Source organism: Bradyrhizobium canariense, assembly GCF_019402665.1.
Lineage (GTDB): Bacteria > Pseudomonadota > Alphaproteobacteria > Rhizobiales > Xanthobacteraceae > Bradyrhizobium > Bradyrhizobium canariense.
Genome location: NZ_VSST01000009.1, coordinates 131,397 through 157,352, shown reverse-complemented (window position 1 = coordinate 157,352; position 25,956 = coordinate 131,397). Strand labels below are relative to the sequence as shown.

Sequence of the window (25,956 nt, the reverse complement as noted above, 5' to 3'; positions counted from 1 at the left end):
TGATGTCATTGCGCGATTGCAACCGGCTGCGTCACCGTCGGCGCCGCCTCCGGCAACTAGTCGCGGCGGAAATGGGGCCGGTTCAACGGCGGCGACTAGCGCCGGGCCGATACCTGTCCGCTTTCGACGTCAAAGATCTCGCCCCCGGCGCCGATCTCGGCGAAGGCGGCGGGGTCTGCGCCGGTCAGCCACACCTGCGCGCCGAGCTTGCGCAACTCGTCGAACAGCGCCGCGCGCCTGCCGGGATCGAGATGCGCGACGACCTCGTCGAGCAGCAGCAGCGGCACGATGCCGGTCATCTCGGCGACCAGGCTCGCATGCGCCAGCACCAGCCCGATCAGCAACGCCTTCTGCTCGCCGGTCGAAGCATCGCGCGCCGGCATGTTTTTCGGCGCGTAGATCACCTGGAGATCGGTGAGATGCGGACCATCCGTGGTGCGGCCGGCGATGGCGTCACGCGGACGGTTGTCGCGCAGGATCTGGCGGTAGCGGTCCTCGACCGACGTTGCGGTCTCGTTGAGCAGCGCGTTCTCCATCCAGCCGTCGAGCGCGATTTGCGCCGAGGGGAAGGCGGAGGCCTGCGCGCGTGCATTCAGCATGCCGGTCAGCCGCGCCGCGGTCTGGCCGCGGGTTGCGGCGACCGCGACCGCAAGCTCCGCGGTCTCGCGCTCGATCGCGTCACACCAATGGTCGTCGTAATTGCGCGTCTCGAGCAGGCGGTTGCGCGAGCGCAGCGAACGTTCGAGCGCGGAGATGCGGCTGGAATGGTCGCTGTCGATGGCAAGCACCAGGCGGTCGAAGAAGCGCCGCCGCTCGGACGCCGCGCCCATGAACAGCCCGTCCATCGCCGGCGTCAGCCACACCATGCGGATGTGGTCGCCGAACGCCGCCGCCGAATTGACCGGTTCGCGGTCGATGCGGCAGCGCCGGCTGACCGGGCTATCTGCGCGCGGCGGATCGATGCCGGTGCCGAGCGTGGCAAGGCCCAGCGCGCCCTCGACCTGTGCCGACACCGCCCAGGAGCCGTCGCCCTGGTTGTCGGCGACGTCGTCCAGCGTCGCGCGTCGCAGTCCGCGTCCCGGCGACAGGAACGAGATCGCCTCGATGCAATTGGTCTTGCCCGCTCCGTTCGGCCCGACCAGCGCCACCATGTCAGCCTTAGCCTCGAGCCCCGCCGCCCGGTAATTACGAAAATGCGTCAGCGTCAGGCGATGAATGCGGGAGGGGGTCATTGTCTTTGTCGTTGCCGGGCATCCACGTTTGGGTCCTCCAAAGACGTGGATGGCCGGGACAAGCCCGGCCATGACGGATGTAGTCGATGCGAAGGGGAGCCGGTAGCCCTCACACCCGCATCGGCATCAGCACGTAGAGCGCGCTCTTGTCGTCGCGGTCTTGCACCAGGGTCGGTGAGCCCGGGTCGGCGAGCCGGAGCGTTGCGACGTCGCCTTCGATCTGGGCGGCGATGTCGAGCAGATAGCGGGAGTTGAAGCCGATATCGAGGGCGTCGGAAGCGTATTCGACTTCGAGCTCTTCGGTCGCACTGCCGGAATCCGGATTGGTCACTGACAGCACCAGCTTGCCCGGCGACAGCGAGAGTTTCACGGCGCGCCCGCGCTCGCTGGAAATCGTCGAGACGCGGTCGACCGCGTTCTCGAAATCCTTCTTGTCGACGACGAGCTCCTTGTCGTTGCCCTGCGGGATGACGCGGCCGTAATCGGGGAAGGTGCCGTCGATCAGCTTCGAGGTCAGCACCACATTGCCGATGGTGAAGCGGATCTTGGCCTGCGACAGCTCGATCGTGACCTCGGCCTCGTTGTCCTCGATCAGGCGCTGCACCTCGCCCACCGTCTTGCGCGGCACGATCACGCCGGGCATGCCCTCGGCGCCCTTGGGCTGGACCAGGTCGAGCTGGGCGAGGCGGTGGCCGTCGGTGGCGACGCCGCGCAGGGTGGCGGCTTTGGCGGAGCCCGCGGCATGCAGATAGATGCCGTTGAGATAGTAGCGGGTCTCCTCCGTGGAGATCGCGAACTGGGTGCGGTCGATCAGCCGCTTGACGTCCTTGGCGGCGAGGCTGAACGAATGCGACATGTCGCCGGCGGCGAGATCCGGAAAATCATTCTCCGGCAGGGTCTGCAGGGTGAAGCGGGAGCGGCCGGCGCGGATCGCCAGCACGGCGCGGTCGCCGTCGGCTTCGAGCACAATCTGCGAACCGTCCGGTAGCTTGCGCACGATGTCGTAGAACATGTGCGCCGGCACGGTGGTGGAGCCCGCGGTCGCGGTTTCCGCCGCGAGCGTTTCGGTGACCTCGAGGTCGAGGTCGGTCGCCTTCAGCGACAATTTCGCATTCTCGGCCCTAACAAGCACGTTGCCGAGGATCGGAATCGTATTGCGGCGCTCGACCACGCGGTGGACGTGGCCCAGCGACTTCAGGAGTTGCGCGCGTTCGACCGTAACCTTCATTGCACTACTCGCCCGATCCCCAAGGAAACACAAATCTGGAAAAGCCGGGCGGCGGGACGCGCGCCACGGCACCGAAGACCCCGGAAAGCCGGATCATCCAGCCGATATGACCAAAGCCGTCAGGGTCGCGCAAGGTGGCGCGTAAAGTCATCCGTTTCAAGGGATTGCGCGATGGTTCCCCACGATTTACCCGCAAAGACGGGGCCCGCCGCCCAGGCAGAGGAAGGCCGCCGCCCAGGCAGGGCCGGGGCGGCGGGAAGGAAGGAGAAGGCCTAGGCGTTTATTCCTGAAGCTGGCGCTTGAGCGATTCGACCTCGTCCGACAGCGCCGTGTCCTTGGAAACCAGGGCCTCGATCTTGCGTACCGCGTGCAGCACCGTGGTGTGGTCGCGCCCGCCGAAGCGGCGGCCGATTTCCGGCAGCGATCGCAGGGTCAGCGTCTTGGCGAGATACATCGCCACCTGGCGCGGACGAACCACGTTGGCGGTCCGGCGCGAGGACAAGAGGTCGGAGCGGCTGACATTATACTGCCGTGCCACCACGCGCTGGATGTCCTCGATCTTGATCCGCTTCGGCTCCTGCGGCCGGATCAGGTCGCGCACCTCGTGCTCCGCCATCTCCAGCGTCACCGGCCGGTTGTTGAGCTTCGAGTGTGCGAGCAGGCGGTTGATTGCGCCTTCGAGATCCCGGCCATTATGAGTGATGGCGCGGGCCAGATAGGTCAGCACCTCCTCCGGCACCTCGAAGGTCGCATGATGGGCGCGGGCCGCGGCGACGCGCGACTTGAGAATACCGTGCCGCAGCTCCTCGCCAAGCGAGGCCATCTCGACCACGAGGCCGCCGGCCAGCCGCGAGCGCACGCGGTCGTCGAGGCTTTCGAGATCGGACGGCGGACGGTCGGCCGCGATCACGACCTGGCGGCCGGCATCGATCAACGCATTCAGCGTGTGGCAGAACTCGGCCTGGGTCGATTTGCCCTGCAGGAACTGGAGATCGTCGATCACGAGCACGTCGATGCCGCGCAGCGCTTCCTTGAAGGCGAGCGCCGTCTGCGTCTTCAGCGCGGCGACGAAGCCGTACATGAATTTCTCTGCAGTGAGATAAAGCACCTTGCGCTCGTTGCCGGAATTGCCGGCCCAGGTCACCGCCTGCAGGAGATGCGTCTTGCCGAGGCCGACGCCTGCATGAATGTAGAGCGGATTGAACATGACGGGATCGCCGCGACGACCCTCGGCGACCTGACGCGCAGCCGCATGCGCCAGCGTGTTGGAGCGGCCGACGACGAAGCTTGCAAACGTCAGGCGCGGATCGAGCGGCGAGCCGCCGAGCGCATCATGATTGGCGGAGACCGGCGCGGTCGCGGTCGAACGCAGCTCCGGCGCAGGCGAGCGGCGCGTTTCGACCGGCGCGGGCGCTTCCTTCTGCTGCATCACGGGGCGCACGGCCGTGCGAACGGTGAGATCGATGCGATGCACTTCGGGCATCTCGGCCTGCCAGCACGACAGCACGCGCTCGGCATAATGGGCCTGGATCCAGCTCTTCAGGAAGCGGGTCGGCACCGACAGACGCACGCTCTCGTCCTGGACGCCTTCCAGATCCATGCGCGCAAACCAGCTCGTATAGACGTCCTCGCCAACGTTCGAGCGCAGCCGACTCTTCACGCGTGACCAGCGATCCTGTTCCGGGGTTGTCATCATTTGAGAACTTTTCTTGAGAGATAAGGTTGCGTGGTGAGCGCCATGCAGAGTTCCTGCCAGGGATACCTGCCGGGATATTTGCAATGGCGGGACCTCAAGCGATTTCACCTGCAGGCATGGCTCGACCGTTCGGCGGAAACGCCGCGTCCGATCAGCAATGTCTAGAGATGGAGGGGTCGCGAGGTCAGCGCGTACTCGGCGCTCCGTGACACGCGGGAGGCTTGGTGTCCGACGAATCTAAAACGGCATCGCTGGAAGTCGAAATGCTGGAAGTCGAAATGTGTTTCAATACCGCGTTGAGTTCGTAAGACATGATACCTCCCCATCCTGCCGTGATTGCTCGCGACAAGGTCCTGCGTGTCCAAACGACACCCGCGTCTTCATCGGATGCCCGCCCGTGTACTCGTCGTCCGCTCGGCCTCGCCATCATGCCTGTCGGGGCAGCTTTCAAGATGTCTCTTAAGCGCGAGAGAAAGATCCCGCTTGGAGACATTCAGACAAAGAGCTACCGTTCCCACATTGCTGTGGGTTTTGATCCGACAATCGCTTGTTGAAGCGCCGCCTACGTGCACATCGCCGCCGATTTGCACGCTCGCCCCGTTTCCGATACCGCGCTGGTCTCAAGATCGTGGGCGCCGCTGACGCCTTAAGGAATACACTATGCGGAAAGACTCGCAACGGAATTGATTCAGACTTGAGGCATCAAAAATCTTGATCTGCGTTAACGCCACGCGGACTTGTGCACAGGCTTCAGAGCAAGTTTTTGGATTCGTGCACAGAATCGAAGATGCCGCGTTTGATGTGACAATTCTCCGTCACCGCCAAAAATTTTTTACAAAAGCGTCACGCGCGCGACGCGCGGGCGAGTTTTCCAAATGCTTGGCGTCACTATGTCGATAAGTTGTTAGCGAGACATCGTTTTTTGAGTCTCGTTTCACAGGGTAACTCCATTGCGTCTCGCGATCCGGGGAAACTACGGTGTGCAGAACTCGCAGGCGCGCGAATTCAACTTGTGCCCACCTCGCAAGGACTTTTTGCACCGCGGTGGAAGTTTCCGCTGTTGCAAAACCATTCGCAGGTAAAACTACGGGCGCATCATGGTGCAAACGTCGCAATCCTCCGATCGAAGGTCGCTCGCAGCGTGACTACTTGCGTGAATATGACAGGCAACAAAAAAGCCCGGCGCGATGCCGGGCTGTTTGACGTGTGCGATGTGCGGCCGGATCGTCCGATCGAACGACGCGATCGGACGGCGTGCCAGAACGCTCGCGAGCTTACTTGGCGAGCTTGGCGATCTGCGCGGTAAGCCGCGAGACTTTGCGGCTGGCATTGTTCTTATGAATGATGTTTCGCTGCGCGGCGCGCATCAAGGCGGGCTCGGCATTCGCCAGCGCCGTCACGGCAGCGGCGCGGTCGCCGGTCTTGATGGCTTCTTCGACGTTACGCACGGCACCGCGCATCTGGGTGCGGCGCGACTTGTTGACGGCGGTGCGGCGGGCGATCTTGCGCGTCGCTTTCTTGGCGGAAGTGGTATTGGCCATGGTCTCAATGTCCTTTGCGGGTACCGGTCGCGTCTTGGTCGGGTAGCGCCGGCTTGCTTGACCGCGTAATCGACGCTCGGAATTAGGGTGTTCGGTTGCTAGGCTGTTCCCGGAACGTGAGCGACAGCCTTGCGGGCCGTCTCTGAGGCCCAGGGAGCCTCTCAGCCCAAGGAGCCTGCATCTGCTCAAAGAACAGCGGCGGCAGGATTGCGCCCGCCGCCAGTTGGCGCCCTTATAGAGAGGGTCTTTGGCACCGTCAACGCTTTCCCGGGCTGGACAAGCAGCCCCTCAGGCCAGGGATGAGTGCCGTAACGCCCTGAAGAGGTTGAATTTCTGCCGTCTCCCTTGTATTGGCTGGCGGCGTTCCGAGGGTCGTCCGATCGGACGACTATAGAGGGTGAGGCATGATCCGCGGCTTTTTCCGACTGATTGGGCTGTTGCTGCTCGCCGGCGGGTTCATCTTCATGGTCTATGACGGCGCCCGCTGGGTGGCCGACCAGACCCTGCGGTTCACCCGCTTCGGCCAGTTCTGGAACGACATCAATCAGGCCAGCCAGACGGCGTTCCGGACCTGGGTCGAGGCCAAGGCGCCCTGGCTCTGGACCTCGGTGATCCGCCTGGTGCTGGATCAGCCGGTTTTCGCCGTCCTCGGCATTCTCGGTATCCTCCTGATGATCCTGTTCCGCCCGCGCAAGCCGTTGATCGGCTATTCCCGGGATTGAGCTTTCAATTCCCGGGATTGAGCTTTCAATTCGCGCGACTGAAGCGGCCGCGCGCGGCGTAACAGGGCTGCCCCTTTGCGCGTAAAGACCTATATTCCCACCTGATCGCGAGCACGTCGCCTGAGCGCTTGGTTCATCGCCTTGGCTCAATAGCTTGTCCTCGGCGACGGACAGCTCGTTCCCGGAGATCCGTCCATGCTGTTCATGCGCAAGACCACCGCATTGCCGAGCGCCAATGAAGCGCTGCCGGGCCGTGCGCAAGCCATTCCGACCGCGACCACCCATTTCGTCAACGGCACGAAGTTGCAGCCGCCTTATCCCGCCGGCCTCGAGCAGGCGGTGTTCGGGCTCGGCTGCTTCTGGGGCGCCGAGCGCAAGTTCTGGGAGCTTGGCGACGGCGTTTACACCACCGCCGTCGGCTATGCCGGCGGCCACACGCCGAACCCGACCTATGAAGAGACCTGCTCGGGCCGCACCGGTCACACCGAAGTGGTGCTGGTCGTGTTCGATCCGACCAAGGTGTCCTACGAGAAGCTGTTGAAGACGTTCTGGGAGAGCCACAACCCGACGCAGGGCATGCGTCAGGGCAACGACGTCGGCACGCAGTACCGAAGCGCGATCTACACCTATTCAGACGCGCAGAAAAAAGCGGCCGATCAATCGAAGGCGCTCTATCAGAAAGCGCTTGCTGCAAAAGGTCTCGGCACCATCACCACCGAGATCGCACCCGCCGGCCAATTCTACTTTGCCGAGGACTATCATCAGCAATATCTGGCCAAGAATCCCGCCGGTTATTGCGGCCTTGGCGGCACCGGCGTGTCCTGCCCGATCGGCGTCGGTGTGAGCGCGTAAGCCAGCCGCGAAGGTGGTGCACCTCTCCCGCTTGCGGGAGAGGTCGGCGCATTTGAGAGCAGTTTCCTGTGGCCCATCCTTCGAGATGCCCGCTTTAGGCGGGCTCCTCAGGATGAGGACGGCGTCTGCGGCAATAGTGCCAGCAGGCACCGATGCCGATTAGCCTCATCCTGAGGAGACCGCGGAGCGGTCGTCTCGAAGGACGAGGCGCTTGTTCAGCTTGGCCCAAAAGGCCATATGCGCTAGCCGCGCCCGCAAGCGAGAGGGAGCGCACTGCGCCGTAGCCGCATCGTCGCGCCGCCCGCCCCCTCAACGCTTTATTAACCATAACCGGTGCATCACTGGATCTGTCTCGTTTCGAGGGATAAGTCCGGTGCCGGTTGCACGCGCGTTTCGATGGTCGATCTTGGCAGCGTCCCTGGCAGCGTCCGCCGCGCTTAGCCTTGGCGGCTGCATGCAGACCGCCGGCCCCGTCGCGGTGATGCAGCCGCGCGCCGATCTCGACTCCATGGCCTATGGCCAGCCCTATTACGCGCCTCAGCCGGTCGTCGTCGGCGACGGTGGCGGCGCCATCGGGGCGTTGCGCAATTCCTTTGCCTCTTCGCCCGCGCCCATGCCGGTCGGTTATGCCGCGCCGATGGCGGCGCCGGTCCGCTACGATTCCTCCTACCATCTCGACGCCGGCGACAGGCTGCGCGTCGTGGTCTACGGCCAGGAAGGTCTCACCAACAGCTACGCGATCGACGCCGGCGGTTCCATCACGATGCCGCTGATCGGCGGCGTGCCGGCACGCGGCCGCACGCCGGCGGGTCTGGCCGGCGAGATCGCCGCACGGCTGCGCAACGGTTACATCCGCGAGCCCTCGGTCGCCGTCGAGATCGAGGCCTATCGCCCGTTCTTCATTCTCGGCGAAGTCTCCGCGCCCGGCCAGTATCCGTACGTGCCGAACATGACGGTCGAAAGCGCCGTGGCAATCGCGGGCGGCTTCTCGCCACGCGCCAAGCGCGATGTGGTCACCGTCACGCATACCGAAGCCGGCGGCGCCATGCGCGCCGTGGTGCCGCTCGGCACCCCCTTGAGCCCCGGCGACACCGTGTTCGTCGGCGAGCGCTGGTTCTAGAGCGTTTTCGAGCGAAGTGGATACCGGTTCGCGTGAAGAAAACGCGTCAAAAAAGAATCTAGAGCCTCGGTTCTGATGCAATCAGAACCGAAGCTCTAGCTCACCTTCTGAAATCCAGCCGCCCGTTCGGAAAACATCCATCGATGCGCGCGGCATCGACCACGCGCCCGATCCATGGCCGCGTGATCGCGGGATTGGTTAGGTTGATGTATTTCCCGACCAGGCGCGCGCCCTCGCGCGCAGCATCGATCAGCCCGTGCCGTCGGCCGTGATCCCAATCGAAGCGCAGATAGATGCGTCCGCCTGCGACCCGCACCTCCGCGCGCCCGTCTTTCCACGTCTCCGGCGTATCGCCGGCGATGGTCGGATCGGCGCCGCCATTCCAGCGGCTGGCCCACGGGCCTTCCAGAGGATCGGACGGCGCCTGAATGTCTGCCCAATGCGCCGCGTTGACGTCGGCCGCATCGCCCGAAAGTAAGGCGGTTGCGGCATAGTCCATGACCTCGCGATCGTCAGGACCGGGAACGTCCATGGTGCCGAACGGATTGCGGATGACGATGTTCGTATTGGCCTGCTGCATCACGATCTCCCGGCGTGAGTTGGCTTGATCAGCCAGCTCTATCGCCGCCCGGCAGGATGCAGCCACCCGATTCCTGCTCTCCGCCCTCGTCATTCCGGAGCGCGAGCCCGGAATGACGGTGGAGAGATCAGCCGCGCTATCGCAAATGCTTCGCGAAAAATTCCATGCTGCGCGGCCAGGCGATGTCGGCGCTGGCCTTGTCGTAGCTCGCCCGCTCGTCGCAATGGAAGCCGTGCTGCGCGCCCGGATAGACGAAGATTTCCACGTCCGGCCGCTTCGTCTTGATGGTCTCGACGTCGGTCAGGGGAATGCCGGCATCCTTTTCGCCAAAATGCAGCTGTGTCGGAACTTTTGGTGTTTCGTCGGCAAAGCGCACGACGGCGCCGCCGTAATAGCCGATCGCGGCCTTCAGGCCCGACAGCCGCGTCGCCGCGACGAAGGCGACGCTGCCGCCCAGGCAAAAGCCGATGATGCCGACCGGGCCGACGCTCTTCACCGCATCGATCGCGGCTTGCGTGTCGCGCAGCATCGCGTCCCAGTCGGGATTGGCGACGAATTTGCGCGCTTCGGCGATCTCGTCAGGCGTGTAGCCCGACTGGAAGCCCGGCGAGGTCCGGTCGAAGATCGACGGCGCGATCGCGACATAGCCTTCCCCGGCGAGGCGATCGCAGACCGAGCGGATGTGATGGTTGACCCCAAAAATCTCCTGGATCACCACCACCGCGCCCTTCGGGGGGCCTGCGGGATCAGCGCGATAGGCGCCGAGCTGGAAATTATCGGAGGCGGTCAGTCTGATGTCTTGTCCCACGCGGGTTGTCCTTCTTGTTGATCGTCGATCACGAACTCCGCTCTCTCTCCTCATCCTGAGGAGCGCGCTCTTCGCGCGCGTCTCGAAGGATAGAGGCCGAGATGCAGCAGCGGGGCCTTCATCCTTCGAGACGCTTGCTTTGCAAGCTCCTCAGGATGAGGGGAGGCGGTTGCGCGCCCACCTCACTCCCACATCCAGTTCTCGCCGTAATCCTCCTTCCATCCCGCCAGCCGGCCATGACGGAACTGCAGGAACAGGCGGTGACGGTTGGAGATCAGTCCGCTGCCGCCGATGTTGCGAAGCGCGAGATAGATCTCGTTGCCGGGGCGTCCGCGCACATATTGCAGAGGCTGGCCGAGGGCGCGCGCGGTTTGCCCCGCATCCATGCCGAAGGCGAGCGGTGTGTTGTTCGACAACGTCGCCACGAATGGCAGGCGGATCGGTGTCCCGCCGAATTGCTCGGCCTGCGCGGATACCGACAGCAACACCGCGCCCGCAGCCAACATCGCTCGCTTCATTGCCTGTGTTCCTGTCCGACCTATCCCGGCAATTTCTTCAGGAAAGGCAGCACCGCGTCAACAAAAGCCTTGGGCTGGTCGATGTTGACGGCGTGTCCGGCGGCGGGGATCACGACCTTTTGTGCGCCGGGAATTTTCGCGGCCATGTACTCCGACGCAGCGAGGAACGGCGTGTCGTCGGTACCGACCACGATCAGGCTGGGCACGTTGATCTCCGGCAGCAGCTCGATCACCTTCGCATCGCGCTGGGTCAGCATGCCGCGTGCGGCGAGCGCCAATCCCCTGGCATTGCGATGGCTCGCGGTGGCGCGCTCGCGCGTCGCCGTCTTCAGCACGTCGAGCCCTTCGCGATCGAGCTTGTCGGCAGTGGCGAGCGCCCGCGCGTTCCAGGCCTCGCGTGCATCGTCCTTCTTGAATCCCGGTCCGGTGTCGATGATCAGCAGCGCGCGAACGCGCATTGGATGCGCGCGAGCGAAGGCAAGCGACATATAGCCGCCGAGCGACAGCCCGCCGATGATGGCGCGCTCAGTGCCGACCGCATCCAGGATCGCCGCGATGTCGCCGACCGTGAGCGCTTCGCTGTAGGCGGCGGGATCGTCGGGATAATCGGACTGGCCGTGACCGCGCATGTCCCACAAGATCAGCTTGTGGTCCCTGGCAAGCGCCTCGACCTGCCCATGCCACATCGCCGAGGTCGATGAGTAACCGTGAGTCAGCAGCAGCGGCGGGCCTTCGCCATGGATCTCGTAATAGATTCCGACGCCGTCTCGATCGATCCTCGGCATTGTTTCCACCCTTTTTGTTTTCTTATTCTCTCTCACGACGCCGAAGCCGTGAAGGGCGTGATGAAGACGTAAGGCTAGCGTGCTGAACAAGATGATCCGCCGGAGGTCAACCTCCGGCGAATTAGTTTGCATTTTCAGGCGGCCATGACGGAGAAATTCCCCTTTGTCATCAATGGCCCGCCTACTGTGCATGGGGTTGTTTTCGCCCTTTTTGCGCCATTCCTGCCATGGAACCCGAGATCCCTAAAATTGCACTCAATTCCGGAAGGCTCCATTGAGCACGCCTCTTAAGGGCCGGAGAACCTGATCCGGCTTAGGCTTCTGCCCGAAACACGCCCGTGCTCTTGGGGAAGCCATGAACGCCTCAGCCAAACCCGCCGCCAAACGCCGGCTCCTGCTCGCCTCCGACCGGAGCGACGAGAGCAGCGAACTCGCCAGCATCCTCAAGGCCGTCGGCGACGTTGCGACAGTGACGACGCAGGAACTCCCCGAGCAGCCCTCGCGCGATCTCTCCGGCCTCGTGGTCGACATCAATCTGCGCTCGCCCGAGAGCGTGCAACGGGTGCGCAACAAGCTGCGCGGCGATGCCTATCGTTCGATGCCTCGTCTGTTCGTGCTTGCGGACGCCCTGCATCACGGCACCATGCAGGCCTGGGCGCTGGGCGCCACCGACACCATCTCGCGGCCGCTTCAGCCCGAGGACATCCTGCAGCGCATCCGCGCAGCCTTCCCCGACACCGCCGTCTATGACGCCACCGATCACGGCAAGACGCTCAACCGCGGCGTCGAGGCCGCGCATGCGGTGCTGAAGAAGATGTTCGAGAAGCTGCCGCTCGGCGTGCCCCTGACCTTCGACGACGTCATCGCCGCCGAGAGCAAGATCCTGAAGGCGATCAAGCACTCCTCGCTGCGCGAGTGGCTCACCACGGTGGGCTGCCACCATGTCGGCAGCTATCGGCACTGCCTGTTCGTGACCGGATTTGCGGTCTCCTTTGCCCAGCATCTCGGCATGCGCGAGGACGACCAGCGCCGGCTGACTCGTGCCGCGCTGCTGCACGACGTCGGCAAGGCCTTCGTTCCCTCCGCGCTGCTCGACAAGCCCGGCAAGCTCACCGACGAGGAGATGGCCGAAGTCCGCCAGCATCCGCGCCGCGGCTATGACGCGCTCGCAGCTCAAGGCGGCTTCCCGCCGGAGATGCTGGACGTTGTGCTGCATCACCACGAATTCCTCGACGGCTCCGGCTATCCCAACAATCTCTCGTCGAACCAGATCAGCGATATCGTGCGGGTCACGACCATCGTCGACATCTACGCGGCACTCGTGGAGAAGCGCGCCTATCGCATGCCCTTCACCCACTCGCGCGCGTTCACGATGATGGAAGGCATGAGCGGCAAGCTGGACCAGCAGCTATTGCAGGCGTTCCGCCCGGTGGCGCTGGGGTCGTTCTGAGCTCCCGTGTCGTAGCCGTAGGGTGGGTTAGCGTAGCGTAACCCACCATGCTTCCACATTTGCCGGACGAAGTTGGTGGGTTACGCCTTCGGCTAACCCACCCTACTTTACGCCTCACCCCACCATCTTCCTCAGCTCCGCCTTCGCCACCTTCTCCAGCGTCGAGCGCGGCATGTCGTCGACAAAGCGGATCTCGCGCGGCACCTTGAAGTCGGCGAGGCTCTTGCGGCAGGCAGCCATCACGTTGTCATGCAGATCGGGCCGCGCAGCGGTGACGCCGCCCCGCGGGATGATGAAGACGACCGGCACCTCGTCCAGCATCGGATGCGTCTTCGCCACCACGGCGGCCTCGCGCACGCCGGGGACCATTGCGATCACCTGCTCGATCTCGGACGCCGCGACGTTCTCGCCGCCGACCTTGAGCATGTCCTTGCTGCGATCCCCGAAGCGAATATAGCCGTTCTCCAGCCGCACCACGCGATCACCGGTGAGGAAGAAGCCGTGCTCGTCAAAGCACTCGCGCGTCGCCTTCTCGTTGTGCAGATATTCGGCGAACAACGACAGGCCGACAATGCCCTTGATCGAGAGGTTGCCGGTGTCGCCGACCTCGGTCGCCCGTCCGTCATCGTCGGTGATGCGGATCTGGTATTCGCTCGCGGCGCGGCCGATCGACATCGGGATGTTGGGCTGGTCGATCTCGCCGACGATGCCGTGGGTGATGGTCTCTGTCATGCCCCACCAGCCGATGATCTTGACGCCGAAGGCGGCGAAGGCCGGCGGTTCGTTGATCGCGGTGCCCCACAGGCGGAATTTGTGATCCCTCGGGATCTCCTGCTCGAGCAGCGCCTTCATGCAGAACGGAATCGTCGAAGTCCAGGTCGACCCGTGCTCGCGCGCGGCGCCCCAGAACCGGCTGGCGGAAAAGCGCGGCTGGATCACGCAGGTGGCACCGACCCATAGCGTCGCCAACATCGAATAGGCCAGCGCGTTGGTGTGGAACAGCGGCAGATAGGCCTGGTGCACGTCGCCGGCGTGCAGGCCCTCATGCGCGGCGTTGATCTTGGCGCCCCACAGCGCGTTGGCGTGGGTCCACAGCACCGCCTTGGGGCGCGATGTCGTGCCCGAGGTGTATTGCACGCTGCACGGCGCGAGCGGATCGGTCGCACGCCTGGGACGGTCGGCGCTGTCGGCGAACAGCGATTCGAAACTATCGCCGCGCGAGACCGATTTTGCGGGCGCCGTGCCGGAATCATGCGAGGTCACCGCCATCCAGCGGATGTTGCGGCAGTTCTGCGCGACGATCTCGGCATAGGCCGGCTGCGTGATCGCGGCGACCGCGCCGCAATGATCGGCAAAATAGTCGAGCTCGGCCGGTGCCGAGCGCGTGTTGGTGGTCACCGCGATCGCGCCCAACTCGACACAGGCGAACCAGGACAGCAGCGCCTCGATGCAATTGTCGAGATGGATGAGCACATATTCGCCCGGCTTCACGCCGCGCTTCGCCAGTCCCGCCGCGAGCGCGCCGACCCGCTCGTGAAACTCGCCATAGCTCCAGCGCCGCGCGGGCGCGTCGAACGGCGCCCAGATCAGGAACGGATGTGAGCTGCGCACCTCGGCCCCCATCTTCAGCAGCCAGGGCACGTCGAGCCCGTCGAATGGGCCGACGGTTCCGGCGGCGGCTTACGAATTCGGCATATGTCCTCCCGTGCAGCCTGCATCTTGCTCGCGGCTGCGTTTTGATGATTGCGTCTTCCTGCTCTTTCGGCCGTCTTGCGAGCGTAGCGAAGCAATCCAGAATCCCTCCCCGGAGAGAGTCTGGATTGCTTCGTCGCAGGGCTCCTTGCAATGACGGTGCGTGGGGCAGGCGGCTTGGCCTTACCGGCCGCCGTCCTCGTATGACGAAATTTCGATCAGGCTGCCATCCGGATCCCTGCAATAGACCGAGCGCAGCGTGCCGCGGGCGCCCTGCTTGAGAACCGGGCCTTGTTCGATCGCGACGCCATGTGCCTTCAAATGCGCCACCACCTCGTCGGGGCTTGCTGAGGTGAGGAAGCACAGATCCTCGCTGCCGGCGGTCTGGTGGTCCGCGGTGAACCACTCCACCTTGTCGGCATCGCGCGGCCGGACGTTGATCTTCTGGTTACCGAATTGAAGAGAAGTCCGCGGCGCTTTGCCGCCGCCGGGGTCGAACACCTTGACTTCCATGCCGAGAATCTTGCCGTACCACTCGGCGGTCACTGCGACGTCCGCGACATTGATCACGAGATGATCGAGGGCTTCGACCTTGATCGCCATGCCTTATCCTTTCGTCGTGATGCGCCCCGTGCACTTTCCGCCTGCGGCAAGCTTTGTTACAACCGCGCCGACGCCATTTTCAAGCTGTCTGGCTTCAAGAACAACACGTTGGGAGAACCCTTGAAATGATCACTCGCCGTACCGCGCTGAGCCTGCTCGCCGCCAGTCCGCTTGCAGCCAGCCCGCTGTCGAAGGCCCTTGCCGCCGATTACCCGACCCACCCGGTGAAATGGGTGGTCGGCTATCCGCCGGGCGGGGCGACCGACATCCTGGCGCGGCTGATCGGTCAGCGGCTGTCGGAGAAGTTCGGCCAGCAATTCGTGATCGAGAACAAGCCGGGTGCCGGCAACAATATCGCGACCGAATCGGTCGTCAACGCCGAGCCCGACGGCTACACGTTGCAACTGGTCAATCCGGCCAATTACATCAACGCCTCGCTCTACACCAACCTGAAGTTCAACTTCGTGCGCGACATCGCGCCGGTCGCCTCGTTCCAGCGCGTGCCGAACGTGATGACCGTCAACAAGGACGTGCCGGCCAAGACCGTCGCCGAGTTCATCGACTACGTGAAGGCCAATCCCGGCAAGGTCAACATGGCCTCCTCGGGCAACGGCACCTCGGTGCATCTGTCCGGCGAGATGTTCATGGCGCTGACGGGCTGCAAGATGCAGCACGTGCCCTATCGCGGCGCCGCGCCGGCGATCACCGACATGCTCGGCGGCCAGGTGCAGGTGATCTTCGACAACATGCCCTCGATCATCCAGCACATCCGGTCCGGCTCGCTCCGCGCCATCGGCGTCACCACGGCGGAGCGCTCGCCGCAGCTGCCCGACGTGCCGGCGATCGGCGAGACCGTGAAGGATTACGAGGCGAGCGCGCTGTTCGGCATGGGGGCGCCGAAGAACACGCCCAAGGAGATCATCGCCAAGCTCAACAGCGAGATCAACACGCTGATAAAGGAGCCGGACATGGCCAAGCGCCTGGTCGAGCTCGGCGGCGAGCCGCGGGCGCAGACGCCCGAGGCGTTCGGCGAGGAGATCAAGGCCGAGACCGAGAAATGGAAGAAGGTCGTCGAGTTCGCCGGCCTGAAGGTCGAGTAGCGATCTTGTGATGTCCGAGATCAGAGCCCTGCCCGTTCGGCAGGGCTTTTTTCTTGCGTGTCAATGTTTCTTGCGTGTCTGCGCCCGTCGATCTGGAATAAAACGGCGTGGCGAAACCTGATGTTATATGGCGCGTATCTCGCGCTGTGAGGATAGGAGTTGGGATCATGCGCAAGACGCAATTGGCACTGCTGGGCCTCGGCGCGACACTCCTTGCCGGCTTCTCCGCCGTCACGCCGGCAGCGGCGCACGACTATCCCTGGTGTGCCCAGGGCGGCGGGTACGAGTATCCCGGCGATTGCACCTACAGCACCTATGGACAATGTCAGGCCAGTGTGTCGGGCCGGCTCATGGCCTGCGGGCCCAACCCGCTCGTCGCCTACGGTCAATCGTCCCTGCCGCAACCGCGGCAGTCGCGGCGCACGCGGCCCGTGGCGCCGTATTAAGGAACTCTCGGTTTGACTGGTAGCCCGGATCGCGTTCGCGCCATCCGCGGCCGCGCAGACGCCGCCTGCGTTGCCGCTACCGCTTCGCCTCAGCCTGCTCCGTGCCGTTGCACGAGATCAGCATCGTATAGGGCCGCGCATTGCCGGCGATGTCGGTGGTCTTGATCTCGCCCTTCGGTTCGGCAGTCTGGTAGGGCACCACGGAGTTGTCGAGGAAGTCGCGCAGCGCGCCGGTCTTGATCGCGAAGTTGATGTTCTCGGGGATGTTGCCGGTCGCAGCGGCGACCCGTAACCCGTCCAGCTTTCCTGTAACGACGCCGACGATCTGCCCGGCGGTGTCGAACAGCGGGCCGCCGCTATTGCCGGGCTGCACCGGCGCACTGATTTGCAGGAAACGCGAATCGTTGCGCATGCCGCTGAGCGAGCTGACGATGCCAGTCGTCACGGTGAAATCGGAAGTCAGCAGCCCATGGAACGGAAAGCCGATCGCGACGACGGAATCGCCGGAGCGGATCGAGCGGTCGCGGATTCGAGCGAACTCCTTGAACGTGGTCGTCGACGGCGCCTGCAACAGAGCGAGATCGTTGTTGGCATCGCTCGACACGACGCGCAGCACCATCGAGGCGTCGCCGGTGAGATTGCCCTTGATGTCGCCGACGCAGCCATCGATGACATGGTTGTTGGTGACGATGTGTCCGCCGGCGCTCACGACAAAGCCGGTGCCGCTCTTGGCTCTGGCAGGTTTGCTGCCGTTGGCTGGCGGTGCCTGCTTGTCCGGCGTGGCCTGCGGCTTGGCGGCAACCTTTGTGAAATCGCCGGCCTTGCTCAGCCCGTCGGCTTTGACCTTGGTGACGCAATTGGCCAATGCCGCAATCACGGGCCCGGCCGAGGTCAGGTCGAAATTCAGCACTGTGCGGCCGCTCGTCGCGACCATCAGGCTCGCCTTCTGAAACGTTCGGACCACGTTCGCAGGCATGACGGAGCTGAGCATGTTCGTCTGGTTGGCCGTGGCGAACAGTCTGGCCTGCTCCTGTCCGTCAAAGATGACGTCGATCGCGGTGTTCTCGCCCTTGGTGAAGCGGTAGCTGGGACTCGCAAAGCTCAATATCCACGAGCCCCCAGAATTCTGGCCGACGACGAGAATGACTCCGTTGGCATAAGGCGCCGTCGCGGCACAATGCGAGAAGGCTCCCGTTTCGTCGTTGCTGAACGCACCGCCGACCCAGTTGCCGATTTTGACGCTGCCGAACGGCCCGGCCGCATGCGCGGCGATGACGACGCTCAGCTGCAATAAAGACGCAACGATGAATGACTTAAGCCACATACTTTTCCCCCAGAACGCATTCGCGCGCATCTTATCTGCGGGAGGAGGTGTCGCGCAACCGGCAGTTGTCTGGCGAGCAACCAGTATTAAGAGACGACGTTCGGGCTTGCCTTTACTTTGCGATCCGATATACTTTGCGGTACAAAGTACCGGGATTGATAGTCCCGGCAAGCATGGGCGGTACGAGGTTTTGGCGTTGCCAATGCGCGATCTCGACAAGGCACTGGCCGACATTGTGGCGATCCGCAGCCAGATTGCGGCCGGCACGGCGTTCCGCGGCTACGGCCCGGCCACGATGGCTGCGACCGGCGCGGTCGCGCTTCTCACCGCGATCCTGCAATTCTGGCTGCTCGGCGATCCCACCGGCGAGCCGCTCGGCTTCTTCTTCGGCTGGTTCATTGCCGCCGCACTCTCCGGCCTGATCATCGGCATCGAGATGCGCGCACGTTCGCGCCGCCATCATTCGGGCCTCGCCGATGCGATGATCCACCAGGCCGTCGAGCAGTTCCTGCCTGCAGGCGTTGCCGGTGTGCTGCTTGCGGTGGTGATGTGGAAGTTTGCGGGCGAAACGCTGTGGCTGCTGCCAGGCTTGTGGCAGATCCTGGTGTCGCTCGGCATTTTCGCCTCCGTCCGTTCGCTGCCACGCACCGTGGCGCTCGCCGGCGCATGGTATTTCATGTCCGGTTTTGCGGTGGTGGTGCTCGCGAGCCAAACCCATACGCTGTCGCCCTGGACCATGGGCCTGCCGTTCGTAATCGGGCAGTCGGTGATGGCGGGCATTCTGCATTTCGCATCCGGAGACCATGATGTCGAAGACTGACAGCGCACCCTTCTCTTATGAAGGACTGGACCGCGTGATCCACGAGAAGGCGAGGCTCGGACTTCTGACCTCGCTGATGGCGCATCCGAAGGGTCTGGCGTTCGCCGATCTCAAGCAGCTCTGCGGCCTCACCGACGGCAATCTTAGCCGGCATCTCGCCGTGCTCCAGGAAGCCGGCCTCGTCGAGGTGACCAAGGGCTATGAGGGCAATCGCCCGCACACGACCTGCCGCCTGACCAAGGCCGGCCGCCGCCGCTTCCTCGACTATCTCGCCGTGCTCGAACGCCTGGTGCGCGACGCCGCCAAGGCTGCCGGCCGCGAAGCGGCACCGCTCGGCCGCCTCGGTATCGTCTCGACCTGATCCTCCCCCTTTTTTGACCGGAGACTTTGCAATGCAAAGTGACCTTGTGTCCCGCAACGAGAAGCTTCACGTCGGCATCATCATGGACGGCAACGGCAGATGGGCGACGCGGCGCGGCCTGTCGCGCCTGCGCGGCCATGAGGCCGGCGTCGAGACGATCCGCCGCATCGTCGAAGCCGCGCCCAAGCAGGGCATCGGCACGCTGACGCTCTACGCCTTCTCCACCGACAATTGGCGGAGGCCGAAGGCCGAGGTCGCCGCGCTGATGACGCTTCTGCGCTTCTATCTCGCCAACGAGGTGCAGAGCCTGGTCAAGAACGGCGTTCGCCTCACCGTGATCGGCCGTCGCGACCGCTTGCCCGACGGCATTGCCAATGGGATTGCGCGTGCCGAAGATGCCACCGCGCACGGCAGCACGCTTCATCTGCGCATCGCCGTCGACTATTCCGCTCGCGACGCCATTCTCAACGCGGCGGCGAAGGCAGCGGCGCTGACCAGTCTCACCCGCGAGGCGTTTTCGCAGCTCGTCACGGGCGAGGCCGGTTTGCGCGACGTCGACCTCATCATCCGCACCTCGGGTGAGAAACGGCTGTCGGACTTCCTGCTCTGGGAAGGTGCCTATGCCGAGCTGCACTTCACCGAGCGGATGTGGCCCGAATTCGACGCAAGCGATCTCGCCGCGGCCCTGGCCTCCTTCCACGGCCGCGAGCGTCGCTTCGGCGGCCTGCAGGCGATCGTGCCGGAGGAGGTGCCTTCACTCTCTCGCGTGTGACGCTCGGCACCGAGGAACGAACTGTTCGTTTTCGGCCGCAAGATTGGCAGCACCGTCCAAGCGGTCAGCGCGTGGTCTCGGCTAGGTCTGCATTCGATGCAACCTGCCGAGAGCCTCGCGCATGTTACGCTTATTGCTGGATGCCATCGTCGAGTCCGCCGAAGCGAACGCCACGGGCCGTATCAGGCCGGCCAGCGCGTTCGATGTCGAGGGCCTCTCGATCTATTTCACGAGCCTCTCCACGACATCGCGCAACAAGCGCTTCATGGGCGCGCGGGCGGACTTTGCAATGGTCGCGGCCGAATGCGTCGCCAGGATCAGCCATCCCGGTCATTTCACCCTGCTCGCCGAGATCAGGCACGAAGGGCAAGGCACGATCATCGGCGAAACCAGATACGCCTACGATGCGGCTGCACGGCATGGTGATTTCGCCATCTCCGTTGCCGATGTCTTTCAGCGCAAGGGCGTCGGCCTCCGCATGATGACAGCCATGGAGAAGCACGCGAGCGATCTCGGTCACGAGATGATTGCGGCCGAGACCGCGCGTGTGAACGCGGAGATGCGCGGCCTTGCGAAAAAGGCAGGGTTCGAGGACACTGGTCTCGGAGACTGGCAGTCAGTCCATCTTGCGAAGCATCTGTCGCGGGTGCGGGGCTTGCCACAAATTTGAGCAAGCGCGCGACGCCGATCGTGCCCTAGTATCTCCCTGCGACGGGAGCTTGGTCGGATGCGTGCAGTTCTGGATTATTGCACCGGTGGGACGGAGCGGCAGGTTGCGGCCGGCACGACTATCGTGGCCGAGGGCGGCACCACCGGTCATCTCTATGTGCTGATGCAGGGCAAGCTCGAAGTGCTCAAGGGCGAGATGGTGGTCGCCACGGTGGCCGAGCCCGGCGCGGTGCTGGGCGAAATGTCGGTGCTGCTGGGGCAGCCGCACACTGCGACCGTACGGGCCTGCTCTGATTCCGTCGTCTACGAATTCGAGGATGCCGCCTCGTTCCTCAAGCAGGAGGCGGGCGTGGCGCTTCTGATCGCCAAGATGCTGGCGCAGCGGCTCAATATCGCCAACACCTATCTCGCCGATCTCAAGCAGCAATATGCCGGCCATGGCACCCATCTGGCCATGGTCGGCGAGGTGCTCCAGAGCATGATCAACCTGCCACCGCTCGAGGTCTCGCCAGGCTCGGATCGGCAATCCAATCCAAGAATGTGAGCCAGTCGGGCGGCGCCTCGATCGGAGCGGCGGGCCGCTTTAGCGGCGCGCCAAGATCGATCCATTGCGCCTCGCCGGCCGCAAGCCAGAACGCCCTGTCCGCATCGAGGTCCAGCACGATATACGTTGGCGGTCGGCCCGGCTGCAGGCCCGCGTTGAACACCCAGGTCTGGCCGAGCCGGTCGAACCAGGAACCATCGGTAATGAACGGCGATTGATGCACATGCCCCGAGATCACCATCGAGGGCTGATACTGCATGATCCATTGCACCAGCTCGACGTCGCCGAAGAAGCGTTTGCCGCCCCAGCTCGTCGGTGAATCCGCCGGCGGCGCATGATGGATCCAGATCCAGCGCCGTGGCCGGCCGGCCGCGGCCGCGCCGAGCTGCGCGACGAGGCGTTGCTTGACTAGAGGCCCATCCCACCATGGGCACACCGTGAACAGCGTGTCGCCGACGGTGAGGCCGTCGCCGTCGCAGGCAATGCCCAACTCGCGCACCTCCGAGATCCAGCGCGAGATCTTTTCGCCTTCCGCATTGCGCTCGTCGAGATCGTGATTGCCGGAGCAGAGGATCACGCGGGTCTTCGCTGCGAGCAGCGCGAGGTACTTCTTCACCACCACGATCTGCGCGCGAAAATCCACCATCGAGCCGATGTCGAGCGCATCGCCGGCGAAGATCACGAGGTCGAATTGCGGAGCGGCGCTGACGAGCCAGTCGAGCTGAGGCAGCGAATAGTGCAGGTCGGCCACGACCAGACAGCGCATTGGAAATCCAGGGGTGAGACGTCAAAAATGCTCGGGATTGCAAAATATCTGAACGCAAGAAGCAGACCAGCCGCGTCTCTCGCCAATTCAACGCGGGCAGTATGCTGCGGCGCATCCGCGGCTGCAAGTATCGAAGCGTCGCCGGGCTGGACCGGATCATCGAATTCTGATGTCGTGGCGTATCCTCAACAGCTCGTGTCCCCAACAGCTCGTCTCCCCATGACCTCCTTCAAGACCATTCGTGCGCGCGCCGAAAAACGCAAGGGCGGGGCCAAGGCGCTGGAAAAGCTGATGCCCGAAAAGCCCGACCTGAAGGGCCTCGCCAAACGCGGTGACGATCGCATCCTCGCCGAGATGACGAAGCGTGTGTTTTGCGCGGGCTTTGCCTGGAGCGTGATCGAGACGAAATGGGACGGGTTTGAAGAGGCCTTCCTGCGTTTCCAGCCGGCCAAGCTCACCTTCCAGCCGGAGGATTATTGGGAGGGCCTGCTGCGCAACGCGCGCATCGTGCGCAACGGTGCCAAGATCATGTCGGTGCGCGACAACGCGGCCTTCGTCCAGGAGATCGCAAGAGAGCACGGCAGCTTCGGCAGGTTTCTGGCGAAGTGGCCGCCATCCGACCAGATCGGCCTGCTCGATCTCCTGAGCAAGCGCGGCAGCCGGTTGGGTGGCAATACCGGCCAGATGCTGCTGCGGTTCGTCGGCTGGGACGGCTTTGTGACGTCCAGGGACGTCGTGGCCTGCCTGCGCGATGCGGGTCTCGACATTGCCGAAGAGGTCAAGTCGAAGAGCGATCTCGCCAAGGTACAGGCGCAGTTCAACGCCTGGGCCGAGGAGACCGGGCTGTCCTACACATATCTGTCACGCATCTGCGCGCTGTCCGTCGGCGAGAACAGAAGCGAGTAGCGAATTCGGCTCTTGGAATTTGGCTCTTGGATTCGGCTCTGGGGACGCCGAATCATGTGCGTCCTGTGGCGATCTCGTGCCGCAAGCGCGGCAGGGCGCAACCCGTGATCACGAAATGCATTTTTCGGGAACATTTGTGCGGAGCACCTGTTCGGGAGATAGGCCAGGCGAACATCGGCGCAGGGAACGCCCGGTCTGGCTCAGCTCAATGAAACCGACGTGACAGAAACGGAGCAGCTCATGAAGCTCACATCCGAACAGGTGAAGCAGACCGTCAACCAGCTCGGCGCTCAGGTGCTGCCCGACGAGCATCCCGCCATGCCGCAGCTCAACAGCATGTTCGGCGAACACACTTTCTTCGTCGATGAGACAGGGCTGAAGGTCGTCGAGCCCACGGCGCCCCCCGGCACCGAGCGCCAGAGCGGCGAAGTCGTCAGCCTCGCCGATTGGGGCGATTCCGAGCTGACACGCCTGATGGCGCACGAGCCCGAGCCGACCGGCGTGATCGTGGTGTTCGAGCACGTGAGGCATTGATCGGGCCCAGGGGATCGACCTTCGGTGGCGAGTCTGAAAACCCGCCACCGTAGATTCGCGTGGCGAGCGCGCTCTACGTGGCTGTCTGCGTCCGCGGAAAGCCCGTCAGTTTGGTTCAGATGCCGAGAGTCAGTTGCGGCGGCTCCGCATCGTCCCCGGCCTGGAGGGAAGACAGCGAGACTCCTAGGAGCCTGACGCTCTTCGGCAGCGGCGTCTCGCCTTCGAGCAGACCGCAAGCCAGCCGCTCAAGATCGTCCCGGCCTGCAACCGGCGAAAGAGCGGACCTGCTGCGCGTGATGATCTCGAAATCGGCAAACTTGATCTTCAAGGTGACGGTGCGGCCGCGGCTGCCCGTCGCCTCGCAATGGCGCCACACCTTGTCGACGAGCGGCTTGAGCTCGGCGACCAGCGTGTCGAATTCGGTGAGATCGCTTGAGAACGTGGTCTCCGCGCCGATGGACTTGCGGACCCGGTTGGCCCGGACCGGCCGTTCGTCGACACCGCGCGAGATCCAGTAGTAATAGGCGCCCGACTTGCCGAAATTCGCATTCATGAACTCCAGCGTCTGACGACGAATATCGAGACCGGTGAACATGCCGAGCGCGTTCATCTTCGCGCCCGTGGCCGGGCCTATCCCATGGAATTTGCCGACGGGCAGCGTCTCGACGAAGGCGGGTCCCATCTCCGGTGAGATCACGAACTGACCGTTGGGCTTGCGATGATCGGAGGCGAGCTTGGCCAGGAACTTGTTGTAGGAGATGCCGGCCGACGCGTTGAGACCCGTCTCGGCCTTGATCCTCTCGCGGATCTTGAGTGCAATGTCGCGTGCCAGCGGAATGCCTTGCAGGTTTTCGGTCACGTCGAGATAGGCCTCGTCGAGCGACAACGGCTCGATGATCGGAGTATGCTCCGCGAAGATGTCGCGGATCTGCCTGGAGATCGCCTTGTAGACCTCGAAGCGCGGCTTGACGAAGATCAGATCGGGACATTGTCGCTTCGCCGTCACGGACGGCATGGCGGAGCGAACGCCGAACTCGCGGGCCTCATAGCTGGCGGCGGCGACGACGCCACGTTCCGCGGAGCCTCCGACCGCGACCGGCTTTCCGCGCAGCTCCAGATGATCGCGTTGTTCCACGGACGCGTAGAAGGCATCCATGTCGATATGGATGATCTTGCGGACGGGCGAGGTCTCGCCGGTCACCGTGTCGGATTCGCTCATGGCAAGATGATACAATTGAGCGATGAGAAGCGCGAGGTGATGTGATTCAGCGGTCGACACAGGCTGGCCGCCGCTGCGGGATGTACCAGTCCATCAAAAAGCAATCTCAGGCTTGTGAGTGGCAAGCATGGGCATGCGCTCTAATATGAGCCGCCGGAGGACAGTCCATGCAATACAGCTCCGAACTCATTCGAACCATGCGTCAGGCGCTGGAGGCCGTGATGGCGAGCGTGCCGCCCGATCAGTCGGTCTTCGGTCTGAAAGCGGCCGTAGCCGAATGCATCCTGAAGGCGGCCGCACACGGCCAGACGTCGTACGACGGACTGGTCACGTCGGCTTCCGACCAGGTCCAGGCGATCATCTCGATGCTGAATTGAGCTTGCGCTGAGCCGGCGATGACTTGAGCGCGGGCGGTAACAAGGCCACTCGGGTGGGGGCTCCAGCGCGGACTGGAAGAGACTGGCGCACCCGACACGATTCGAACGTGTGACCTTTGCCTTCGGAGGGCAACGCTCTATCCAGCTGAGCTACGGGTGCTAGTCGAGGTTCATTTAGCCGATTGGCGGGGGCCGGGCAACCGCTTCCGCCGTCTCCTGCCAGGCTGATTCGGGCTAGGCTGATTTTCTGGCGACGCGGCCCGGAACCGGCACGCCGTCCCGCCCGAGCTTGGCGAACTCGGCGAGCAGCCGTTCGGCGCAGATGATCCGGTTGCGGCCGAGCCGTTTGGCCGCATAAAGCGCCTCGTCGGCCGCGGCCAGCAGACGGTCGGGGCTGCCGTCGGTTTCGCCGGGAATGTGGCTGGCGACGCCGACGCTGAGGGTGACGTGGTCACCGGCCCCGGTGGCGCCATGGGTGATCCGCAAGGCCATCACGGCGCAGCGGATCTCGTCGGCGATGACGCAGGCGGCACCGCAATCCATGTCCGGCAGGATCAACGCGAATTCCTCGCCGCCATAGCGGCTGGCGAGATCGAGCGGGCGCACGGCATGCCGGCTGACGACGGCGGCGACCGCGCGCAGGCATTCGTCGCCGCTCTGATGGCCGTGGCGGTCGTTGAACAGCTTGAAATGATCGACATCGACGAACAGCAGCGCCATCGGCTTCTGCGTCCGCTGGGCGCGGCCCCATTCGCTCATCAGCATCTGGTCGAACGCACGGCGGTTCGACAGGCCGGTCAGCCCGTCCTTGGTGGCGAGCTCCTTCAGGGCCATCTCGGCGCGCTTCTGGTCGGTAAGGTCGCGCAAAGTCTCCACCACCGCGATCAGATGGCCGGCCTCGTCGTGGATGGGGCCGGCGTCGATGGCGAGATAGAGCTGGCTGCCGAGCTTCGGCATCACGCACCAGTTTTCGGCGCTGAAGCCGAGCCCGTTATGGCCGCGCGCGGCATATTCGGAATAGAACTCCGGCAGCTGCTCCGGGCGGTCGAGCGCGACGAGGTCGGCAAGGCAAGGGCGCCTGGTCTCGTAGAAGGCCTGCCAGTGTTTATTGGTGCCGATCACCTCGGAGGCGGCAACGCCGGTCAGCCGCTCGCAGGCTCTGTTCCAGATCACGACGCGGCGTTTCGGGTCGACCACGAAGGTCGGCACCACCAGATGCTGCATCAGCCGCACGGCGTAGGAATCCGCAACGTCGACCGTCTTGGCTGACGTTTTCCCCGGCTTCGCCATG

Annotated in this window: 28 protein-coding genes and 1 tRNA gene; 14 read left to right on the top strand and 15 right to left on the bottom strand. The window is 64.0% G+C overall.

Annotated features, from left to right (window positions below):
- Positions 1 to 95: 95 nt before the first annotated feature.
- The 4 genes from recF to rpsT form a co-directional block, all read right to left on the bottom strand.
- Positions 96 to 1,232 carry a DNA replication/repair protein RecF gene (gene recF / locus FXB41_RS04155; protein ID WP_219679895.1) on the bottom strand — a complete coding sequence of 379 codons (1,137 nt, stop codon included), beginning with the start codon at positions 1,230 to 1,232 and terminating at the stop codon, positions 96 to 98.
- 109 nt (positions 1,233 to 1,341) lie between these two features.
- Positions 1,342 to 2,460: a DNA polymerase III subunit beta gene (gene dnaN / locus FXB41_RS04150; protein ID WP_007598262.1), complete on the bottom strand. Its 1,119-nt coding sequence runs from the start codon at positions 2,458 to 2,460 to the stop codon at positions 1,342 to 1,344.
- Between the two features lie 280 nt (positions 2,461 to 2,740).
- Positions 2,741 to 4,153: a chromosomal replication initiator protein DnaA gene (gene dnaA / locus FXB41_RS04145; RefSeq protein WP_035995355.1), complete on the bottom strand. Its 1,413-nt coding sequence runs from the start codon at positions 4,151 to 4,153 to the stop codon at positions 2,741 to 2,743.
- A gap of 1,277 nt (positions 4,154 to 5,430) precedes the next feature.
- Complete coding sequence (gene rpsT, locus FXB41_RS04140; protein WP_007598259.1) at positions 5,431 to 5,697, bottom strand: 30S ribosomal protein S20; 267 nt, start codon at positions 5,695 to 5,697, stop codon at positions 5,431 to 5,433.
- Positions 5,698 to 6,101: 404 nt separating this feature from the next.
- Here rpsT and FXB41_RS04135 point away from each other — a divergent pair, with 404 nt between their 5' ends.
- From FXB41_RS04135 to FXB41_RS04125, 3 genes are all read left to right on the top strand, one after another.
- Positions 6,102 to 6,419 carry a hypothetical protein gene (locus tag FXB41_RS04135; RefSeq protein ID WP_007616084.1) on the top strand — a complete coding sequence of 106 codons (318 nt, stop codon included), beginning with the start codon at positions 6,102 to 6,104 and terminating at the stop codon, positions 6,417 to 6,419.
- 195 nt (positions 6,420 to 6,614) lie between these two features.
- Positions 6,615 to 7,271, top strand: a complete 657-nt coding sequence (msrA, locus tag FXB41_RS04130) for a peptide-methionine (S)-S-oxide reductase MsrA (protein ID WP_007598255.1) — start codon at positions 6,615 to 6,617, stop codon at positions 7,269 to 7,271.
- Positions 7,272 to 7,644: 373 nt separating this feature from the next.
- Entirely contained in the window at positions 7,645 to 8,391 is a 747-nt protein-coding gene (locus tag FXB41_RS04125) for a polysaccharide biosynthesis/export family protein (RefSeq protein ID WP_219679892.1), read from the top strand.
- Between the two features lie 100 nt (positions 8,392 to 8,491).
- Here the strand turns inward: FXB41_RS04125 and FXB41_RS04120 are convergent, their stop codons facing one another.
- The 4 genes from FXB41_RS04120 to FXB41_RS04105 all read right to left on the bottom strand — a co-directional run bounded on the left by FXB41_RS04120 (position 8,492) and on the right by FXB41_RS04105 (position 11,082).
- Positions 8,492 to 8,971, bottom strand: a complete 480-nt coding sequence (locus FXB41_RS04120; protein ID WP_007598251.1) for a hypothetical protein — start codon at positions 8,969 to 8,971, stop codon at positions 8,492 to 8,494.
- A 136-nt stretch (positions 8,972 to 9,107) separates the two neighbouring features.
- Positions 9,108 to 9,779: a dienelactone hydrolase family protein gene (locus FXB41_RS04115; RefSeq protein WP_007598249.1), complete on the bottom strand. Its 672-nt coding sequence runs from the start codon at positions 9,777 to 9,779 to the stop codon at positions 9,108 to 9,110.
- Positions 9,780 to 9,961: 182 nt separating this feature from the next.
- On the bottom strand, positions 9,962 to 10,297 hold the full coding sequence (locus tag FXB41_RS04110; protein ID WP_219679890.1) for a hypothetical protein: 336 nt from the start codon (positions 10,295 to 10,297) through the stop codon (positions 9,962 to 9,964).
- A gap of 20 nt (positions 10,298 to 10,317) precedes the next feature.
- A complete protein-coding gene (locus tag FXB41_RS04105) occupies positions 10,318 to 11,082 on the bottom strand; it encodes an alpha/beta fold hydrolase (protein ID WP_219679885.1) in 765 nt (254 codons plus the stop codon).
- Positions 11,083 to 11,437: 355 nt separating this feature from the next.
- Between FXB41_RS04105 and FXB41_RS04100 the strand changes: the two genes are divergently transcribed.
- Positions 11,438 to 12,532, top strand: coding sequence for an HD-GYP domain-containing protein (locus FXB41_RS04100; protein WP_219679881.1), 1,095 nt, complete (start codon positions 11,438 to 11,440; stop codon positions 12,530 to 12,532).
- 114 nt (positions 12,533 to 12,646) lie between these two features.
- On the opposite strand, the gene FXB41_RS04095 is transcribed toward FXB41_RS04100, so the two are convergent.
- Complete coding sequence (locus tag FXB41_RS04095; protein ID WP_219679876.1) at positions 12,647 to 14,173, bottom strand: ATP-dependent acyl-CoA ligase; 1,527 nt, start codon at positions 14,171 to 14,173, stop codon at positions 12,647 to 12,649.
- 234 nt (positions 14,174 to 14,407) lie between these two features.
- On the bottom strand, positions 14,408 to 14,827 hold the full coding sequence (locus FXB41_RS04090; RefSeq protein WP_007598236.1) for a VOC family protein: 420 nt from the start codon (positions 14,825 to 14,827) through the stop codon (positions 14,408 to 14,410).
- A 125-nt stretch (positions 14,828 to 14,952) separates the two neighbouring features.
- Here FXB41_RS04090 and FXB41_RS04085 point away from each other — a divergent pair, with 125 nt between their 5' ends.
- Both FXB41_RS04085 and FXB41_RS04080 read left to right on the top strand, forming a co-directional pair.
- Positions 14,953 to 15,927 (top strand): Bug family tripartite tricarboxylate transporter substrate binding protein, encoded by a 975-nt coding sequence (locus tag FXB41_RS04085; protein WP_007598234.1) that lies wholly within the window; start codon positions 14,953 to 14,955, stop codon positions 15,925 to 15,927.
- Between the two features lie 167 nt (positions 15,928 to 16,094).
- Positions 16,095 to 16,373: a DUF3551 domain-containing protein gene (locus FXB41_RS04080; RefSeq protein WP_007598233.1), complete on the top strand. Its 279-nt coding sequence runs from the start codon at positions 16,095 to 16,097 to the stop codon at positions 16,371 to 16,373.
- 76 nt (positions 16,374 to 16,449) lie between these two features.
- Here the strand turns inward: FXB41_RS04080 and FXB41_RS04075 are convergent, their stop codons facing one another.
- Positions 16,450 to 17,697: a S1C family serine protease gene (locus FXB41_RS04075; protein ID WP_007598231.1), complete on the bottom strand. Its 1,248-nt coding sequence runs from the start codon at positions 17,695 to 17,697 to the stop codon at positions 16,450 to 16,452.
- A 202-nt stretch (positions 17,698 to 17,899) separates the two neighbouring features.
- Between FXB41_RS04075 and FXB41_RS04070 the strand changes: the two genes are divergently transcribed.
- From FXB41_RS04070 to FXB41_RS04050, 5 genes are all read left to right on the top strand, one after another.
- Positions 17,900 to 18,517 carry a hypothetical protein gene (locus FXB41_RS04070; RefSeq protein ID WP_219679873.1) on the top strand — a complete coding sequence of 206 codons (618 nt, stop codon included), beginning with the start codon at positions 17,900 to 17,902 and terminating at the stop codon, positions 18,515 to 18,517.
- Positions 18,504 to 18,878 (top strand): winged helix-turn-helix domain-containing protein, encoded by a 375-nt coding sequence (locus FXB41_RS04065; protein ID WP_007598229.1) that lies wholly within the window; start codon positions 18,504 to 18,506, stop codon positions 18,876 to 18,878. Before FXB41_RS04070 ends, FXB41_RS04065 begins: the two co-directional genes overlap by 14 nt.
- Before the next feature lie 31 nt (positions 18,879 to 18,909).
- Complete coding sequence (locus FXB41_RS04060) at positions 18,910 to 19,650, top strand: di-trans,poly-cis-decaprenylcistransferase (protein WP_219679871.1); 741 nt, start codon at positions 18,910 to 18,912, stop codon at positions 19,648 to 19,650.
- Positions 19,651 to 19,771: 121 nt separating this feature from the next.
- On the top strand, positions 19,772 to 20,320 hold the full coding sequence (locus FXB41_RS04055; RefSeq protein WP_219679867.1) for a GNAT family N-acetyltransferase: 549 nt from the start codon (positions 19,772 to 19,774) through the stop codon (positions 20,318 to 20,320).
- Positions 20,321 to 20,377: 57 nt separating this feature from the next.
- Complete coding sequence (locus FXB41_RS04050; RefSeq protein ID WP_219679864.1) at positions 20,378 to 20,863, top strand: Crp/Fnr family transcriptional regulator; 486 nt, start codon at positions 20,378 to 20,380, stop codon at positions 20,861 to 20,863.
- Here FXB41_RS04050 and FXB41_RS04045 read toward each other — a convergent pair.
- Complete coding sequence (locus FXB41_RS04045) at positions 20,802 to 21,629, bottom strand: metallophosphoesterase family protein (RefSeq protein WP_219679862.1); 828 nt, start codon at positions 21,627 to 21,629, stop codon at positions 20,802 to 20,804. The genes FXB41_RS04050 and FXB41_RS04045 overlap by 62 nt on opposite strands.
- 219 nt (positions 21,630 to 21,848) lie before the next feature.
- On the opposite strand from FXB41_RS04045, the gene FXB41_RS04040 reads away from it, so the two are divergent.
- Positions 21,849 to 22,535, top strand: a complete 687-nt coding sequence (locus tag FXB41_RS04040; protein WP_219679860.1) for a DNA-3-methyladenine glycosylase I — start codon at positions 21,849 to 21,851, stop codon at positions 22,533 to 22,535.
- Between the two features lie 240 nt (positions 22,536 to 22,775).
- On the top strand, positions 22,776 to 23,069 hold the full coding sequence (locus tag FXB41_RS04035; protein ID WP_007598221.1) for a hypothetical protein: 294 nt from the start codon (positions 22,776 to 22,778) through the stop codon (positions 23,067 to 23,069).
- Positions 23,070 to 23,184: 115 nt separating this feature from the next.
- Here FXB41_RS04035 and dinB read toward each other — a convergent pair whose 3' ends face one another.
- Positions 23,185 to 24,288, bottom strand: a complete 1,104-nt coding sequence (gene dinB, locus FXB41_RS04030) for a DNA polymerase IV (RefSeq protein WP_219679857.1) — start codon at positions 24,286 to 24,288, stop codon at positions 23,185 to 23,187.
- Between the two features lie 167 nt (positions 24,289 to 24,455).
- Between dinB and FXB41_RS04025 the strand changes: the two genes are divergently transcribed.
- A complete protein-coding gene (locus tag FXB41_RS04025; RefSeq protein ID WP_007598219.1) occupies positions 24,456 to 24,665 on the top strand; it encodes a hypothetical protein in 210 nt (69 codons plus the stop codon).
- 83 nt (positions 24,666 to 24,748) lie between these two features.
- On the opposite strand, the gene FXB41_RS04020 is transcribed toward FXB41_RS04025, so the two are convergent.
- Positions 24,749 to 24,825, bottom strand: a tRNA-Arg gene (locus FXB41_RS04020).
- Positions 24,826 to 24,899: 74 nt separating this feature from the next.
- On the bottom strand, positions 24,900 to 25,955 hold the full coding sequence (locus FXB41_RS04015; protein ID WP_219679852.1) for a sensor domain-containing diguanylate cyclase: 1,056 nt from the start codon (positions 25,953 to 25,955) through the stop codon (positions 24,900 to 24,902).
- Between the last annotated feature and the right edge of the window lies 1 nt (position 25,956).

Coding starts and splice junctions, on each gene's coding strand:
- dnaN (WP_007598262.1), bottom strand. CDS start 2,460: ATGAAGGTTACGGTCGAACGCGCGCAACTCCTGAAGTCGCTGGGCCAC.
- FXB41_RS04050 (WP_219679864.1), top strand. CDS start 20,378: ATGCGTGCAGTTCTGGATTATTGCACCGGTGGGACGGAGCGGCAGGTT.
- FXB41_RS04025 (WP_007598219.1), top strand. CDS start 24,456: ATGCAATACAGCTCCGAACTCATTCGAACCATGCGTCAGGCGCTGGAG.
- FXB41_RS04085 (WP_007598234.1), top strand. CDS start 14,953: ATGATCACTCGCCGTACCGCGCTGAGCCTGCTCGCCGCCAGTCCGCTT.
- FXB41_RS04015 (WP_219679852.1), bottom strand. CDS start 25,955: ATGGCGAAGCCGGGGAAAACGTCAGCCAAGACGGTCGACGTTGCGGAT.
- FXB41_RS04110 (WP_219679890.1), bottom strand. CDS start 10,297: ATGAAGCGAGCGATGTTGGCTGCGGGCGCGGTGTTGCTGTCGGTATCC.
- FXB41_RS04070 (WP_219679873.1), top strand. CDS start 17,900: ATGCGCGATCTCGACAAGGCACTGGCCGACATTGTGGCGATCCGCAGC.
- msrA (WP_007598255.1), top strand. CDS start 6,615: ATGCTGTTCATGCGCAAGACCACCGCATTGCCGAGCGCCAATGAAGCG.
- FXB41_RS04080 (WP_007598233.1), top strand. CDS start 16,095: ATGCGCAAGACGCAATTGGCACTGCTGGGCCTCGGCGCGACACTCCTT.
- FXB41_RS04060 (WP_219679871.1), top strand. CDS start 18,910: ATGCAAAGTGACCTTGTGTCCCGCAACGAGAAGCTTCACGTCGGCATC.
- FXB41_RS04100 (WP_219679881.1), top strand. CDS start 11,438: ATGAACGCCTCAGCCAAACCCGCCGCCAAACGCCGGCTCCTGCTCGCC.
- recF (WP_219679895.1), bottom strand. CDS start 1,232: ATGACCCCCTCCCGCATTCATCGCCTGACGCTGACGCATTTTCGTAAT.
- dnaA (WP_035995355.1), bottom strand. CDS start 4,153: ATGACAACCCCGGAACAGGATCGCTGGTCACGCGTGAAGAGTCGGCTG.
- FXB41_RS04120 (WP_007598251.1), bottom strand. CDS start 8,971: ATGCAGCAGGCCAATACGAACATCGTCATCCGCAATCCGTTCGGCACC.
- FXB41_RS04090 (WP_007598236.1), bottom strand. CDS start 14,827: ATGGCGATCAAGGTCGAAGCCCTCGATCATCTCGTGATCAATGTCGCG.
- FXB41_RS04075 (WP_007598231.1), bottom strand. CDS start 17,697: ATGTGGCTTAAGTCATTCATCGTTGCGTCTTTATTGCAGCTGAGCGTC.
- rpsT (WP_007598259.1), bottom strand. CDS start 5,697: ATGGCCAATACCACTTCCGCCAAGAAAGCGACGCGCAAGATCGCCCGC.
- FXB41_RS04035 (WP_007598221.1), top strand. CDS start 22,776: ATGAAGCTCACATCCGAACAGGTGAAGCAGACCGTCAACCAGCTCGGC.
- FXB41_RS04040 (WP_219679860.1), top strand. CDS start 21,849: ATGACCTCCTTCAAGACCATTCGTGCGCGCGCCGAAAAACGCAAGGGC.
- dinB (WP_219679857.1), bottom strand. CDS start 24,288: ATGAGCGAATCCGACACGGTGACCGGCGAGACCTCGCCCGTCCGCAAG.
- FXB41_RS04105 (WP_219679885.1), bottom strand. CDS start 11,082: ATGCCGAGGATCGATCGAGACGGCGTCGGAATCTATTACGAGATCCAT.
- FXB41_RS04045 (WP_219679862.1), bottom strand. CDS start 21,629: ATGCGCTGTCTGGTCGTGGCCGACCTGCACTATTCGCTGCCTCAGCTC.
- FXB41_RS04055 (WP_219679867.1), top strand. CDS start 19,772: ATGTTACGCTTATTGCTGGATGCCATCGTCGAGTCCGCCGAAGCGAAC.
- FXB41_RS04065 (WP_007598229.1), top strand. CDS start 18,504: ATGTCGAAGACTGACAGCGCACCCTTCTCTTATGAAGGACTGGACCGC.
- FXB41_RS04135 (WP_007616084.1), top strand. CDS start 6,102: ATGATCCGCGGCTTTTTCCGACTGATTGGGCTGTTGCTGCTCGCCGGC.